The organism is Chryseobacterium sp. KACC 21268 (genome assembly GCA_028736075.1).
GTDB lineage: Bacteria > Bacteroidota > Bacteroidia > Flavobacteriales > Weeksellaceae > Epilithonimonas.
On record CP117875.1, the window covers coordinates 2254533 to 2269755 of the forward strand.

Here is a 15223-nt window from a genome sequence, read left to right on the forward strand (position 1 = left end):
GGAAAAATAATTTTTGAAGACCCAGTATGAAGCCATACTATTTTATAGTGAACGATAAATGCTAAAAAAAAGTAGCTTGTAAATAAATGGTCGTCTTAGGGGACTATAATATTCTATTCAAAATAAACTTTAAAAGATGACTGGCTTTCGTACTTTAAAACTGTCTTCTTTTATCATATAAAGTATTGCTATTTTACCTAGATTATATCTATTTATGATTTTTCTAACCTTTATTTAGAAGACTTAGCACACTGTAATGAGTAACTGCATTTTATAAACATTGAAATATTATAAAATGAATTGAAAATTTAATAACCATATTTGTTTATGAATTATTATTTTGTAGAAAATGCTTGGTATTGCATTTGTATAGTATATGAAATTATAATAATTGTAAGTTCTTTAGCATATCATTTTTTTTAAAATAAGAGCTTTTCGTTGGAATATTATAGCACCAAAATAAATTTTAATATGAAGAATATTCTATGTTCAGCACTGTTTTTCTCTGTATTCTCAGCAACTTTTGCACAAGTGGGTATTAATACAAATACTCCAAATGCCATTCTTGACATTACAGGTAAGAACATATCAGAACCCTCTAATATCGATGGGTTATTGATTCCCAGAATCGAAAATTTTCCCTTGGAAAATCCTACAGCTGCCCAAAATAGCATGTTGGTGTATCTTACTAAGGCGACTGCTTCGAATTCTCCCTTTGGTACCAATCAGGTCGGCTTCTACTACTGGAACTTTCCCCAGTCGACCTGGGTGGCTTTGCAAAGTACACAATCAGGTTGGGCAATCGGTGGAAACAATGGAACCATCGATGGTACTCATTTTCTAGGTACTTTAGATAATATTCCTCTCACTTTCAGGATCAACAATGAAAGATCAGGAAGATTGGATGTAAGCAACACATTCTACGGATACTTGTCTGGCAATGTCAACACGGGCAACTCGAACGTCAGTGTCGGAGACAATTCTCTAAGTGCTAATACTACAGGATCACAAAATACAGCCGTAGGCTCCAATGCGTTGCGGTCGAATACGACATCAGTGGCAAATACAGCGATTGGATTTGAATCCCTCTTTTCAAACATTGCTGCAGGCGAGAACGTAGCCGTAGGCTATCAGGCGTTACGCAACAACACCACAGATTCCAATACCGCAGTCGGCTATCAGTCGCTATACGGAAATACTACCGGCAGCTCTAATACCGCTGTTGGACGCGGCGCTTTGAGAAGTACGGTTGTAGGGAGTTCCAATACCTCTATAGGCAGAGAATCTTTGGAATACAATACGTCGGGAGGCAACAATAGCGCAGTGGGAACTCAGGCTCTACGCAACAACTTGACAGGAAACGATAACGCGGCAAGTGGTGCGTTTTCACTTTATAATAATACTGTCGGTTCCGGTAATTCGGCATTTGGGATCAATGCCCTAAATCAAAACCAGTCAGGAGAATCCAACACTGGAATCGGTAAAGAATCAATGTACAACAACAGGGTCGGAAGTTCAAATGTGGCATTGGGCTTTGCATCCCTTTACGATAATATCGATGGAAATGAAAATGTTGCCATTGGCCCTGAAGCGTCCAGGGACAATAGCTCTGGTTCCCGAAATGTGGCCATTGGGCACGATGCTTCCAGAACCAATACAACAGGAAGCAGTAATGTGGCGGTGGGAAATATGGCTTTGAACACCAATGCAACTGGTAGTAACAATACAGCAATTGGAAATACAGCTGATGTTACAGAACCTAACATCACAAATGCCACCGCTCTTGGAAATGGTGCTAAAGTTGGATCTTCAAATAAGGTAAGAATTGGAAACCAGGACATCACATCGATCGAGGCCCAGGTAGGACTTTCTGTCGCATCTGACAGACGTTTCAAGGACGATATCAAGCCAATATCACTAGGGCTGGATTTTATAAATCAGCTTCAACCTGTCGAGTATGTGAAAAAAAATGATACTGAAATGAGAAAGGAATGGGGGTTGATCGCCCAGGATCTAAAACAGATATTGGAAGACAATCATTACTCGAATGCTGCGGTTATAAACAGCGACAATTCGGAACAAGATTATCTTTCAATTAGATACGTCGATCTGATTGCACCTCTTATTAAGAGCATCCAGGAATTATCTAAGTCTAGGCAACAGACGGAGTTCTTTCAAAAAAAGGTCTTGGAACAGGGTCAGCAAATAAATGATCTAAGTTCCAAACTACAGGAACTAAACAAGAAACTAGAAGGACTTGTATCGGAGAGTAAATAAGTTGAAATAGTCATGATTTATCGTAAGATGAATCTTATTTTGGAAAAAATATGATATATTATTACGTTTAAAATTATGAGATGGATGCTATATTGTAAGATAATTTTATAGTATTAACTCGCTTGAATATTACCTCATCTGTTTCAATTTTCTTTTTTGTGCTGGCGTCAAAATGAGAATTATTGCGTCATCAACATCAAGATTTTTGGTTTATCCATTTTACTTGTTTGAAAAAATAAGAAAAGGTGATGTATACAAAATACATTAAGAAATTTTCGTAGAAATGTAATTCAAAAATAGGAGTTTTCTAATGACCTTCGATATACGTAGGATCGCTATTGCGGTATTATTTATATTTAATTAGTTCAGACTTCTTGAATTTGGATATATACATGTAATTGATCATTCATGCATCGAAATCAGAAAATCCAGACTTTAATGGATTTAGTTTGCGAATGATTTGAGTCATCATCAATCGTCTTTTGTCATTAGATATTGGTAAAAAACCTATGAAAAATATCAACTCTGTATATATTATACACTTTTGTCCATGGTACTTTGAATACGACTCAGAAGATTATCAATATCAAATGGTTTTGATATCATATCGTCCGGCTCGCAAAGATCCTTTAAATGTTGAAGATTGGCGTGGGCACTCATGATCATAACAGGAACATCCTGGTTCTTACGGTCACTTTTGATTTGATGGCACAGGTCAATTCCAGATCCATCAGGAAGGTTGACATCGAACAGATAAAGGTCAGGAATTACATCTGTATCTCTTTCTCTAAATTCTGTGACAGAGATAAAAGAATGTACCTCAAAGTCCTCAAGGCCTAAAAATACTTCCAAAACCTCTCTTATGGCTTGATCGTCCTCAACTAAATAAATCTTTCTCATAATATGTGTAAGCAATAATGAAACCAAGCTTTTGTAATTTTTGCGAACTTTAATTTAAACTTTAACTAAAAACCAATTGTCATTATAGTGGCAGAGTGAACCAGAATTTACTGCCTACTCCCAAAGTACTCTCGACACCGATCCTCCCACCATGGTTTTTAATGATGTCTGAACTAATATATAATCCCAGTCCAAGACCCGAAAATTTCTGTCCCTTATAATCCGTTCTGTAGTAACGGTCAAACAAATGTGCAAGTTTTTGTTCAGGGATGCCCGGTCCGTTATCTTCAACGCTGATCATTATTTCCTCATTATTTCCTCTAAGCGCACGGACCACAATATCTGAATCAGGGGCGTACTTAATGGCGTTTGTGATAAAATTGACCATAACCTGACCAACCTGCTGGTTATCGGCTTCAACGATCTGACCGGTATCCCCTTCAAAGATGATCTTCTGAGTAGTGGTCTGTGCCAGATTGGAGCAGCAGTCATCAAAGAGCTCAGAAATTGAAAAGGAGCTTTTCTCCATTTTAAGCTGACCTTGTTCTATCCTGCTTGTATCCAATAGGTCATTGATAAGACGGGAGAGTTTATCCAGACTTTTTATCGCTTGTTCCAAAAGCCTATTTCTTGTTTCAGCAGATAATCTATCATTGGACCTCTGTAGCAGTTGCAGAGAAGCTTTCAATGATGTTACCGGTGTTTTAAGTTCGTGGCTGGCAATGCTTATAAAATCATCTTTCCCCTGAGCGATCATCCTTCGTGTCGTGACATCCATAAAGGTACCGATACCTCCGGAGAGGTTTCCTTCACTGTCAAACAGTGGTGCGGCATTGATGGAGATATAAAAGCGTTCCCTGTCAGGTGGCTGGACACCGATCTCATGGTCAAACACAGGCTTGCCCGTCTTCATCATAATGGACATGGGGTGCTCTTCGGAAGGTAGCGGGGTGCCGTCCAATCTCAGGTTCTGCCACTTCGGATCATCAAATGTCCTGTCCTTTATCTTGCTTTCGGTAAGACCCAATATCTGCTGTGCCATAGGATTCGCATATACCAGTTGTCCGCTGGCATCGGTCACACCAACACCTTCCGCCATTGTTTCCAGGATGCTATGGAGACGCTGTTCGTTGCTTCTGATCTTTTCCTCAAGTTCGCTCTTTTCAAGAATGATCCTGTCTCTGTCCTTTATTGCAGCTACCTGAGGTGTCACCTCCATGGCCATATCAATAACGCCAGTTATTTTACCATTTTCCATATAGGGCGTGTATGTAAAATTGAAAAATCCTTTTTCTATTTTACCACTGCGATTAAGCAGAACAGGATTGGAGTAGTCGGCATGAGGAAGTCCTTTTTCGTAGGTCTCGATAAGCATATCTGCAGCCTTTTGTCCCTTAAGTTCAGGAAGTTCCTCAAACAGACGCTTACCTATAATGGATTCATCTTTTCCAAGAAGTTCAAGCATTGAAATATTGATCATTGACACGACAAAGTCATCTCCGGTAACCAGCATCATCGCCACAGGAGCCTGTGATATCAGATTGGAAAAGCTCAAGTCGCTTTCCGAAAGTTTGCTGTTGAGTTCAAGGATCGTGTCGTTCAGATCTTTCAGCTCCTTATTTCTTACTTCAAGATACTTGTTTGAATTATCAAGGTCTTTTATGCTGTCCTGAAAATCTCTATTGTCAAAAAGCAGGTCATGGTTTTCTTTTTTAAGCTGGTCATTGAGCAGATGTATTTTTTGATTGGCCTGGTCAAGCTGTTCATTGGTTGCCGTATATTCCTCATTAAGCGCCTCCAGCTGCTCGTTGTTACTTTGGATCTCTTCATTAAGGGCAATAAGCTCCTCATTGTACTCCTGTAATTTTAGTTCGCTGGCCTCCAATGCTTTTCTGGCGGTCACCTCTTCTGTAACATTCAGAACAGTCACCATAATGGCATCCATCTTCCCATAGGGATCAAGGAGCGGATGAAAATTGATATCAATGTATTTTTGTTCAATATGTTCGCCATCACTTGAGTTGAATTCGATCCTCTGCATAGACACAGGTTTTGCAGAATCGTAAACCAGTTGAAGCTGGTCAGAGAAGACCTGACCGCTCAAAATCGGAAAAACTTCGAGTAAGGGGCTTCCGATAACTGTATCTTCAGATTTCCCCCAAATGGAGATCATCTCCGGATTGGCGGTCTCAATGATCATATTGCTCCCTTTGAGCAAAGCCAATCCGATCGGGGTTGTCCTTACCACTTCCTGCATTCTGATCTCAGCAGCGGCAAGCTTCTCATAGGTTTTGGTCAGCTGCTCGTTGGTGTCGCTCAACTCTTCATTGGTGGCCATGTATTCTTCGTTGGCGGCAGCCAGTTCCTCATTGATCTGCTGTTCACGCTCTTCTTTTTCACGGACAAGGTTCCAGGCTTTAACCCTCTCGGTAACATCGGCCGCAGTGTGAAGGATACAATAGACTTCGCCCTTATTATTCCTGATGGGCTTATAGGTAAAATCAAAGTATGAGGTCAATAATTTGCCTTCGATGAGCAATGTAGCAGGCGTGTCAAGTCCTTGGTAGATCTCTCCGGTCTCCCAAACATTTTTTAGAAGGTTCGTAAAAGGCTGACCTTTCATTTCAGGGAGGGCATCTTCAAATCTTTTGCCCCTCACGGTCTCATCCTTTCCCCAGATCTGGAGCATCGCATCATTGGCAAATTGGATGATAAGATCATTCCCGGTATAAATGGCCGTAGCATCATTGGATTGTTTGAGGATCTCAAATAATGCCTCGGTGCCCAGGGCAGAAAAATAATTGATCATAATGAGGAAATGGTTAGTAGATTGTGATGCATTTTAAATAACAGCGTAGTGTTGGCAGTGAACAAAAGTATTAAAAAAGATGAATAGTTTCCTTTTATTGTAGGCTCTAATTTCGTATTAAATACAAATGACGTCGTCTCGGATATTTTAACCGAGGTATTTCATGATCAATGTTTCCAAATCGCCAAGATCAAATGGTTTTCTTATATAATCGTCAGCACCTGAAACGTTTTTAAGAGAAACGATCTGATTGCTTGCACTCACAAGAAGCACAGGAATTTTAGCGAATTCTCTATAAGTTCTTAGTAATTTTATGGCGGCAACTCCTCCAATGTCGGGTATCTGGTGGTCCATTAAGACTAGATCGGGAACAAAATCTGATACCCTCTCAATGATATTGTGTGATGTAGGCGAGATGTCGATCTCATAACCTACATCAACAAGAACGATCTGCAAAACTTCCAATGTGGCCAGGTCATCGTCGAAAATCAATATTCTTTTTTTTGCCATATGGAGTCACTCTTAACACTTTAAAATTATGAATAACAAGTGAATTACAGATCAAAAATTTTTCTATCAGTTACATTTTTGAAAATGATAAACAAATATATGTGTTTTTTTAATTAATTAAAAATGATCTGAACATTATTGCAGTGATCCCACTGCCATATTTCTCTGGTTTTTTCATCAACCATGTCTATTTTTTGTCTTGGCATACAGATCTCAATTTCACGAAAATATTGCAGACGAGATGTCGAGTGTAATCTTCCCAAAAAAGCGGAAGATTTAAAAATATCGATGTTAAACCGCATTCTCTACCCACTGAAATCAATTTGAAAAACTTATTTGAAGAAGTGAAACGCATTATCAGTAATTTATAAAACAGCATCCTTAGGTTCAATACATAAAAAAAACTTCCCTGAAGGGAAGTTAAAAACACAAATGATGAAAAAAAAATATCCCATTGGATTGGAATGTGATAAAGATAAATATTTTATATAAAAAAACAAAATGGATCAGTTGAGTTTATTTGATGCAGAAGAATTTTATGAGTTTCCAAAAGACCTTTTTGGAATACAAAGAGAATTTCCTAAGCAGGGAGGAGGCTGATCACCTGAAAGACCATCTTCTTAAATTTGCGCCTTGAGAAAAGCGCACACAGAAAATGTATGATAAAACGGTCAGGCTAACAGCGTCTTATCACGAATCAAAATACAATGAAGCAGCTGATGATATTACCTCTAATACTAACCCCTGGACTTAGGAATTATTATCTTTGAAAAAAAATAGAAAAGAAATTTGGTTATCAGCTCAACGGTCTACCGTGACAATAATGATTCAGTATCTGGCACAGGGATAAAGAAAGCAGGTATGGAAAGCGCCCTGTTATTGCATCGATTAGTCTTGGACAGACCAGGAACTTTGATTTAAGAAAAAAGAATCATCATTAGAACAAATACAGTCTGCCACTCACACACGGTTCTTTAATGATCATGAAAGGCAACTGCAGGAAAATTGGGAACATAGAGTCGCTAAATCAACTTTTTCCAATGAAACAACGTATTAATTTAACATTTCGTCTAATCAGAGAATTGTGAACAACTCCACTAAATAATACAATTTCAAAAACTAAGTGCTATGTCAATTTCGTATTACGATTTTAAAAATTTATCAGGAGATTTACAATATGAGGTCGTTATGGCTGAAGGAAAAGTGATCGATGAAAATTTTAGAGATCAATTAAAATTTGTGTTGTACGAGGTGTCTACTTTTTTTGTTGAGATCGTTTACAATACAGTCACTGACAGGATCGAAAGTTTAGGTGCCTTTCAGAATATAGGAACGTAGGGTCGATAGAATCTTGATATAAATTGCTCAGTACCATTAGCTACTTGATAACACATGGTCTGCGACTAAATTTCTTTAAAACAAAATAATAGATCCCCGCACCTGTAAAGTAGCATATCACATCTATTGGATCTGCTGTGTAACGAGGTGAGAGAAGAGGACATATCACTTCAAATACGATAGTTAGATTTAGCGCAGCGCCAACCAGAAACTTGAGATCTGGTTTCCAGTTCGGGCTGTAGGTGAGGTGCATGATCTTCATGATCGTGTAACTGTACATCGGGACGCTGTAGAGATCCGTAAGATAATCGTTGACAACAGGTATGAAGATCTTTTGATCTCTCAAGTAAGCAATTACAGCCCAAATGAGCAAACCGAAGACAAACCAGTATGATACCTTTAGTTTCTTAAACATGCATCGCACCTAATATGATACTTAATATGATCTGTATCACCTTTAGAAATACGTTGACATTAGGCTTTTCCTCTTGATGTTCTTTATTCTCACTACTCTCGTAGTCGAAAAGTTTTTTCCCCTCCATAATTTCTGGTTTTTATGCAAAGTTAATAAAAGCTGAATGATACATTGTTCCTCAAGGAAATTTTGTTAGGGAAATCTAATCTGAATAGCCTTGAAGGATCTGTCTGTAACTCATCAGGATTGACGATTTTGATATGAAACCGATAAAGTGATTATTCTGATCAACCACAGGCAGATTCCAAGATCCGGTATCATCAAAAATCTGAAGGATTTCCAAAGGTTTATCTTCCGGTTTTATCAACGCGGGCGGTGCTTTCATAATTTTAGTGACGGGTAATGAAGCGTTATTTTCCTGATTGAAAAGATAAGGCCTGATATCATCCAAAGTCAGAATTCCTTTTAATTTATTGTCATCGTTCAATACCGCAAACAAATTTTTAGTTCCATTTTTCACCAGTTCAAACAAGTCATTAATAGAGGCGTTTACATTTATCGTCTGAGCATTTTTATCAATAAAGTCTTCTGTATGAAGAAAAAACAGAAGATTTTTATCGTGTTGGTTAGTAAATATTTTTCCCTGGTCAGCTAATAATTTAAGTTCAGGCGATATTGGCGAAAACCATCTTGCCATAAGATATGAAATCACAGAAACGATCATCAGGGGTATAAAAAGATCATAGCCAAAACTTGATTCGGCAATCAGGAATATTGCGGTCAATGGTGCATACAAAACACCGCTCATTGCACCAGCCATTCCCACCAAAACGAGATTCGTGACAGGAACATCTTTGAATCCGATCTGCTGACAGATCACTGCAAATAAAAACCCGACAGAGCCTCCGGCGAAAAGGGATGGCGCAAAGTTACCCCCATTCCCGCCGCTGAAAATGGTAAATGATGTGGCAAATGCCTTCAGGAGACAAACAAGGATCAGAAAAACGATGATCGTATATTGCTGAAGATCAAAATATCGGAAAAAACTATTTTCTATGATCAAATTGGCTTGCCCATTGGTAAAGGCCTTTACTGTATCATAACCTTCTCCGAACAAAGGCGGGAGAAGAACGCACAGAAATGATAATACTGCACCGCCCAGCATTGCTTTTCGTAGTCGAGATATCTGAAGGCCTTTAAAAAAATGTTCCACTTTTTGAGAAATGACCAAGAAGTAGCGAGCATAAAGCCCTGTAACGATACCAAGGATTAGGTAATATGGGAGGTTCCTATAATTAAATGCCTCTCTTGTATAAAACCTAAAAAGCACATCTTCCTGAAGAAGTATTCTGGACAAGAGACTTCCACAGACCGCAGCCACAACCAAAGGAATAAAGTCTGTGAACACAACACCCGTCAGCAGGATCTCAAACGCAAACATGATTCCGGCGATCGGGGCATTGAAAGCGGATGCTATACCTGCGGTAGCACCTGCCGCCAAAAGAAGCGTTCGCTCTTTGTAATTCAAGCGGTAAGTCTGGGCATAATTAGAACCGATAGCTGCACCTGTAACAGCAATAGGACTTTCCAACCCAGCAGATCCTCCAAGACCTACGGTGATCGCACTTTGCACGATCTGGGAATAAGTTTTGACCGAAGAAACAATGCTCGAGTTCTGTGCGATCTCATACAGGATCGCACCAATTCCTTTTCTGTCCTGACCTTTGAAAATCGTCAATACGATACTCGTCGTCAATATAATTCCTAGGAACGGAAATATAATGTAGAACAACACCTGATATTCAAAATGGACCTTGTGGGTAATGAAAAAGTGGATATTATGAACAATGGTTTTAAGTACAACGCCTGCCAATCCAGCTGTACATCCGACCAGAATACCTGAAAGGAGAAGAAACTGATTCCGGCTGAGCTTATTATTTAGCCAATGCAGTATCAATTCATAACTGCGTGCTTTCTCCAGGCCATACTGCTGAAAATCCCTTTTAAATTTGAGAAAACTGAGAAATCGTTTTTTATTATGAATTTTCACGTCTGATATTTCTATGTCAATAAAATGGAAATCATCTTCCATTTCACAAAATTAAATGTTCCACAAATATATCAAAAGCATATTTGAACAACTGGGTTCTTTCTAAGAAATACTTTTACGGAGAAAACAATCCAATATTACTGTAAAATTGCTAGAAGATAAACATCATTTACGACATTTAGCACAACGGGGAAAAGGAAAAATGCCATTCGCTGAAGAAATGACGTTTTTATTTATTTTGTGCTTTCAGTATTCTGTAGAATTTCTACATCTTTCTCATTAAGCCGTTTTTGTAACCAGTTTTTCATTTGTACTTGATCCACATTTTTACCTGAATAGATTACCACGAACTGCAGTTTTGCACTGTCCGTAAGAGGATATTTTTCCAATTTACCGTAAGACAAATTGGAAATTGTGGGATATAGGATTTGAAGTTCATTCTTTAGTGTGGAGTCGGATATTTTATAGGTATCAAGTTCCTCACGTAATTTTGATATGGCGATGTCTTTTTCCGAAAGGTTTGTATTGTTCTTAGTGATCTCACTTAATATTTCCGCCTTGAGATCTGAGTTGTTTTGTCTAATGTTGAACTTGGTATCAGGAAGTCCATTGTCAACCAACATTCTATTATATGAATCAATTTCCGCCTGCGTAAATTTTTTATTCAGAAAAGCAATGTCGATCGTTTTAGGAGACGAATTGTAATTGATCTTTTTGTAGATCAGCGTATATCCATTATTATCAAATTCTTTCTGGATGAACTGTTCAGCAGTTTTTGTAAATTTCTTTTCATTGAATAAATTGTAAGCCAGCCAGGAACTTGGAACGATCATCACAAGGATCAGAAATGATATTCCGTATTTTATCCTTTTCTCATATTTACTGTCAACTATTGACGAAGGATAACTCAGGTACTTGACAACTAAAAAGGTTGCAATACATATAAAAAAACAGTTGATGGTGTAAAGATAGAAAGCACCTAAAAAGTAGGAAAAATTAAAAGTGGCCAATCCAAATCCTGCGGTACACAAAGGTGGCATCAAAGCTGTAGCAATGGCCACACCGGGGATCGGATTGCCTTTTTCTACCCTTGTTATGGCAATGACGCCGACCAGTCCACCAAAAAAAGCGATCAAAACATCATAGATATTAGGCGCTGTCCTGGCCAAAAGTTCAGACTGGACATCTTTGAAAGGACTGATGTAAAAGTAAAATGCTGAAACCATCAAACTAACCACCGTAGCGATCAGAAGATTTTTAAAAGATTTTTTCAGCAACGGAAAGTTATAAGTTCCCAACGCAAATCCTGCTCCTACGATGGGACCCATCAACGGAGAAATGAGCATCGCTCCGATAATGACAGCAGTGGAATTGACATTCAGCCCAATTGAAGCAATGATAATAGCACAAGCCAGGATCCAGAGATTAGATCCGCGGAACGAAATATTTGCCGTGACATTTTCCAGAACTTTTTCTTTCTTTTCTTCGCCATTGTGAAGATTGATGAAATTGAAAATGTTATTCATGGTTTTGTGTTGATTCAGTATTTTTACTAAGAATGATATATCCCGTCATCCCTCCAATAATAGAAGCTGCAAATATTCCTATTTTTGCTTGGGTCTGATATTCTTCGTTAACAAAGGCCAGCGAGGTCACGAATAGTGACATGGTGAAACCGATGGATGCAAGAAACCCCAGCCCCAAAAGATTCCAGATCGTCATCCCTTCAGGTACTTTAGCAATCTTCAATTTGATAAATACCGCAGTAAATCCAACTACGCCAACAACCTTTCCAACCAACAGACCCAATGCTACACCAATTGCAATATTTGTATCAAAAAGACTTTCAAAATCAATGTTTAGAGAGACGCCGGCGTTGGCGATGGCAAAAATTGGGATGATCACAAATGTGACGATAGGATGCATTGAGTGCTCTAATCTTTGAAGTGGCGGCGTCGCAGCATTCGTAGCCTCATTTATCTTTTCCAGAACGTGAAGTTGGTCATTGGTTAATGTCGGGTTGTCTTCGGTAGGATCGATATTCTTAAATGTTTCCAGATAGTTGGTGATCTTTGCAATGAAAACTGTTTCTTTGATCTTCACATCTGCCGGTATCGTAAACGCGGCCAAAACAGCGGCGATTGTTGCATGGACACCTGAAATTACAAAGCATGTCCAAACACCGATAATGCCTAGAAATGCATAAAAGAATACGGACCGTATTCCCAGTCTGTTTCCAAGGTACATCACGGCAAGAATGGCCAAACCTGCCAGCAGATAGGTCATTTCTATATTGGACGTGTAGAAAAACGCGATCACGAGGACCGCTCCCAGATCATCTACTATGGCCAAAGCCGTTAAAAAAACTTTGAGTGAGAGTGGTATCTTTTTTCCTAACAAAAAGAGAACGCCCAGTGCAAAGGCAATATCTGTTGCCATAGGAATTCCCCAGCCTTTATGCACCGTACCGCTTGGATTCAGCAGCAGAAATATGACTGCCGGCATTACCATGCCTCCTAAAGCCGCAACAATGGGCAGCATTGCCTTTCTGGGATTGGATAGCTCGCCGCCGATGATCTCCCGCTTTAACTCCAGACCGACCACGAAAAAGAAAACAGACATCAGTCCGTCATTGATCCAGTGATGAATGCTGAAATTGAAAAAAGTATGGTTGTTCAATGTTAAGCCAAAAGTCTGTTCAAGGAGATGGTGATATCCCTCGGACAGCGGTGAATTGGCAAGGATCAATGCTATAACGACACTGATAGCCAAAAGCAATCCCCCTGATTTTTCCTGCTGGATAAATCTTTGAACAGGGTAAACAATTTTATCAATAGGCTTTGGAGGATAGTTTTTTATCATGTTATCTTTAAAAATAAGTATGTGCAAATTTACGAATACTAAAGGAAAAGTGGATCGTCATTAAAAAAAGTTATAGTAGAAAGTAGGATTTTTAAATTTAATGATCTAAAAGAATTTTCTGTAGAAATCGATACTGCCTATATAAGACCCGACCGGTTCAAAAGTTAAATACAGTACAAGCTTACTTTTTTTAAGATTAATTTGTTTAATATTATAGCTGAAAACTTTAATAAATATTATACAATGTCTACGAAAAAGCTTAGTGAATGGTATGCGACTGCGATCTGCGGAAATGACATCACTTCTTCTTGTCTCTATGTTTCAGCCCTGGCTATCGTTGCAGCCGGTCAATACGCATGGGTCGCTCTTTTGATCGTGGCCGTTGTACTGTTCTTATTCCGGAAGATCTACGGAGAGGTTGTCGGTGCACTTCCTTTGAATGGCGGTGCCTACAATGTTCTTCTCAATACCACTTCGAAAAGCAATGCTTCTGTGGCAGCATGTCTTACCATTTTATCATATATGGCAACTGCAGTCATCTCTTCGAGCGAAGCAATGCACTACCTTCATCATATCGCACCTTATTTTAATGTCAATATCGCCACATTTGTATTGCTGCTGATATTTTTAGGACTTACTATTTTGGGGATTTCAGAAAGTGCTGTTGTGGCACTTGTCATTTTCTTGTTCCACCTCGCAACAATGACATTGTTGATAGGGTCTTGTCTGTTCTTTGTCTGGCAGAATGGCTTCTCGGTGTTGATAGACAACTTCCATCTTCCTGCCAGGAACGGCAGCATCGTTATGGCGATCTTTTTTGGTTTTTCTGCGGCAATGCTTGGGATCTCCGGTTTCGAAAGTTCTTCTAATTTTGTTGAAGAGCAGGAAAGAGGAGTATTTGCGAAGACATTACGAAACATGTGGATCGCAGTATCTGTTCTCAATCCCCTGATCGCATTTCTTGTGATCTGTATAATCCCAATCTCCTCAGTTGAGTCACATCAAAATTCATTTCTAAGTTATATAGGGACTTTGACTGGAGGTAAATGGTTGGCTACGATCATATCCATCAATGCGGTCTCCGTTTTGAGCGGTGCCGTTCTGACCTCTTTTGTGGGGGTTAATGGTCTTATCAAAAGAATGACATTGGACAGGATCTTACCTAATTATTTTCTTAAAGAGAATAAACGAGGAAGCACCTATAGAATTCTGATTCTTTTCTTTCTTTTGTGTTTCTCCGTATTAATTGTCACAAGAGGTCAGTTGGCACCTTTGGCTGCAGTATATGCTTTATCTTTTTTAACGGTAATGGCGTCATTTGCTTTAGGTAACATTCTCCTCAAACTCAGAAGGTCGCGACTTCCGAGGCCGGAATATGCCAGACCCGGTGTCGTGGTGATCGCTTTGGCCGCGATTCTGGTCGCTCTATATGGGAATGTGATCACAAAGCCTCAATATCTTATAACATTCCTTCAGTATTTTATCCCTTCGGTGCTTATTATTCTGGCAATGCTATTACGAAAGGATATCCTTCATTTTATTGTGAATCTCTTGGAATCACTTTCCAAGAATTATAAAAAATATACCTTGACAAGGCAAAGGTCTTTGCATCGTAGCCTTAAAAAGCTTTATGAGCAGGATTTCGTTTTCTTTTCCAAAGGTGATGACATTGCTACACTCAATAAGGTTATGATGTATCTTCACGAAAATGAAGTGACCAATAAGATGAAGATTGTAACCGTTCTGAATCAGGAACAAAGACCTGATGCGAAATTTCTTGCCGATTTCGATACCCTTGACAGAGCCTATCCAGAAGTTGATATGGAATATATTACAATAGTTGGCGACTTTACGCCGGCATTGGTCGAAGATCTTAGCTTCAAATGGGGAATTCCCAAGAATTTTATGTTCATCAGCAGCCCCGGTGAAAAGTTCAGCTACAGGGTTGATGAGCTAGGAGGTGTCAGATTAATATTATGATAATGTTTTCTCTGGACGAAATTTAGAAAAATCGGCTCTTTTCAGTGAAAAAATCGTAAATTACTTTAAATTTAAAAATGAG

Annotated in this window: 10 protein-coding genes; 3 read left to right on the top strand and 7 right to left on the bottom strand. The window is 38.9% G+C overall.

Translation table 11 applies throughout. The features are described 5' to 3' along the window. Nucleotides 1–471 precede the first annotated feature (471 nt). Nucleotides 472–2277: a tail fiber domain-containing protein gene (locus tag PQ459_10450; protein WDF45316.1), complete on the top strand. Its 1806-nt coding sequence runs from the start codon at nt 472–474 to the stop codon at nt 2275–2277. A 534-nt stretch (nt 2278–2811) separates the two neighbouring features. Here the strand turns inward: PQ459_10450 and PQ459_10455 are convergent. The 3 genes from PQ459_10455 to PQ459_10465 form a co-directional block, all read right to left on the bottom strand. Beyond that, a complete protein-coding gene (locus tag PQ459_10455) occupies nt 2812–3177 on the bottom strand; it encodes a response regulator (protein WDF45317.1) in 366 nt (121 codons plus the stop codon). 82 nt (nt 3178–3259) lie between these two features. After that, a complete protein-coding gene (locus PQ459_10460; GenBank protein ID WDF45318.1) occupies nt 3260–5986 on the bottom strand; it encodes a PAS domain-containing protein in 2727 nt (908 codons plus the stop codon). A gap of 147 nt (nt 5987–6133) precedes the next feature. After that, nucleotides 6134–6496: a response regulator gene (locus PQ459_10465; protein WDF45319.1), complete on the bottom strand. Its 363-nt coding sequence runs from the start codon at nt 6494–6496 to the stop codon at nt 6134–6136. Between the two features lie 1128 nt (nt 6497–7624). On the opposite strand from PQ459_10465, the gene PQ459_10470 reads away from it, so the two are divergent. Then, complete coding sequence (locus PQ459_10470) at nt 7625–7834, top strand: hypothetical protein (GenBank protein ID WDF45320.1); 210 nt, start codon at nt 7625–7627, stop codon at nt 7832–7834. 407 nt (nt 7835–8241) lie between these two features. Here PQ459_10470 and PQ459_10475 read toward each other — a convergent pair whose 3' ends face one another. The 4 genes from PQ459_10475 to nhaA form a co-directional block, all read right to left on the bottom strand. After that, the gene (locus PQ459_10475) at nt 8242–8376 is read right to left on the bottom strand and encodes a hypothetical protein (protein WDF45321.1); all 135 of its coding nucleotides are present in this window, start codon (nt 8374–8376) and stop codon (nt 8242–8244) included. Between the two features lie 75 nt (nt 8377–8451). Further along, the gene (locus PQ459_10480) at nt 8452–10341 is read right to left on the bottom strand and encodes a chloride channel protein (GenBank protein ID WDF45322.1); all 1890 of its coding nucleotides are present in this window, start codon (nt 10339–10341) and stop codon (nt 8452–8454) included. Nucleotides 10342–10532: 191 nt separating this feature from the next. Next, nucleotides 10533–11825 carry a DUF389 domain-containing protein gene (locus PQ459_10485; protein ID WDF45323.1) on the bottom strand — a complete coding sequence of 431 codons (1293 nt, stop codon included), beginning with the start codon at nt 11823–11825 and terminating at the stop codon, nt 10533–10535. After that, a complete protein-coding gene (gene nhaA / locus PQ459_10490; protein WDF45324.1) occupies nt 11818–13161 on the bottom strand; it encodes a Na+/H+ antiporter NhaA in 1344 nt (447 codons plus the stop codon). Before nhaA ends, PQ459_10485 begins: the two co-directional genes overlap by 8 nt. Nucleotides 13162–13404: 243 nt before the next feature. On the opposite strand from nhaA, the gene PQ459_10495 reads away from it, so the two are divergent. Beyond that, nucleotides 13405–15141: an APC family permease gene (locus PQ459_10495; protein WDF45325.1), complete on the top strand. Its 1737-nt coding sequence runs from the start codon at nt 13405–13407 to the stop codon at nt 15139–15141. Nucleotides 15142–15223 lie beyond the last annotated feature (82 nt).

Bases quoted from the DNA above. Each gene is read 5' to 3' on its own strand.
- PQ459_10450 (WDF45316.1), top strand. From the start codon at position 472: ATGAAGAATATTCTATGTTCAGCACTGTTTTTCTCTGTATTCTCAGCA.
- PQ459_10455 (WDF45317.1), bottom strand. From the start codon at position 3,177: ATGAGAAAGATTTATTTAGTTGAGGACGATCAAGCCATAAGAGAGGTT.
- PQ459_10460 (WDF45318.1), bottom strand. From the start codon at position 5,986: ATGATCAATTATTTTTCTGCCCTGGGCACCGAGGCATTATTTGAGATC.
- PQ459_10465 (WDF45319.1), bottom strand. From the start codon at position 6,496: ATGGCAAAAAAAAGAATATTGATTTTCGACGATGACCTGGCCACATTG.
- PQ459_10470 (WDF45320.1), top strand. From the start codon at position 7,625: ATGTCAATTTCGTATTACGATTTTAAAAATTTATCAGGAGATTTACAA.
- PQ459_10475 (WDF45321.1), bottom strand. From the start codon at position 8,376: ATGGAGGGGAAAAAACTTTTCGACTACGAGAGTAGTGAGAATAAAGAA.
- PQ459_10480 (WDF45322.1), bottom strand. From the start codon at position 10,341: ATGGAAGATGATTTCCATTTTATTGACATAGAAATATCAGACGTGAAA.
- PQ459_10485 (WDF45323.1), bottom strand. From the start codon at position 11,825: ATGAATAACATTTTCAATTTCATCAATCTTCACAATGGCGAAGAAAAG.
- nhaA (WDF45324.1), bottom strand. From the start codon at position 13,161: ATGATAAAAAACTATCCTCCAAAGCCTATTGATAAAATTGTTTACCCT.
- PQ459_10495 (WDF45325.1), top strand. From the start codon at position 13,405: ATGTCTACGAAAAAGCTTAGTGAATGGTATGCGACTGCGATCTGCGGA.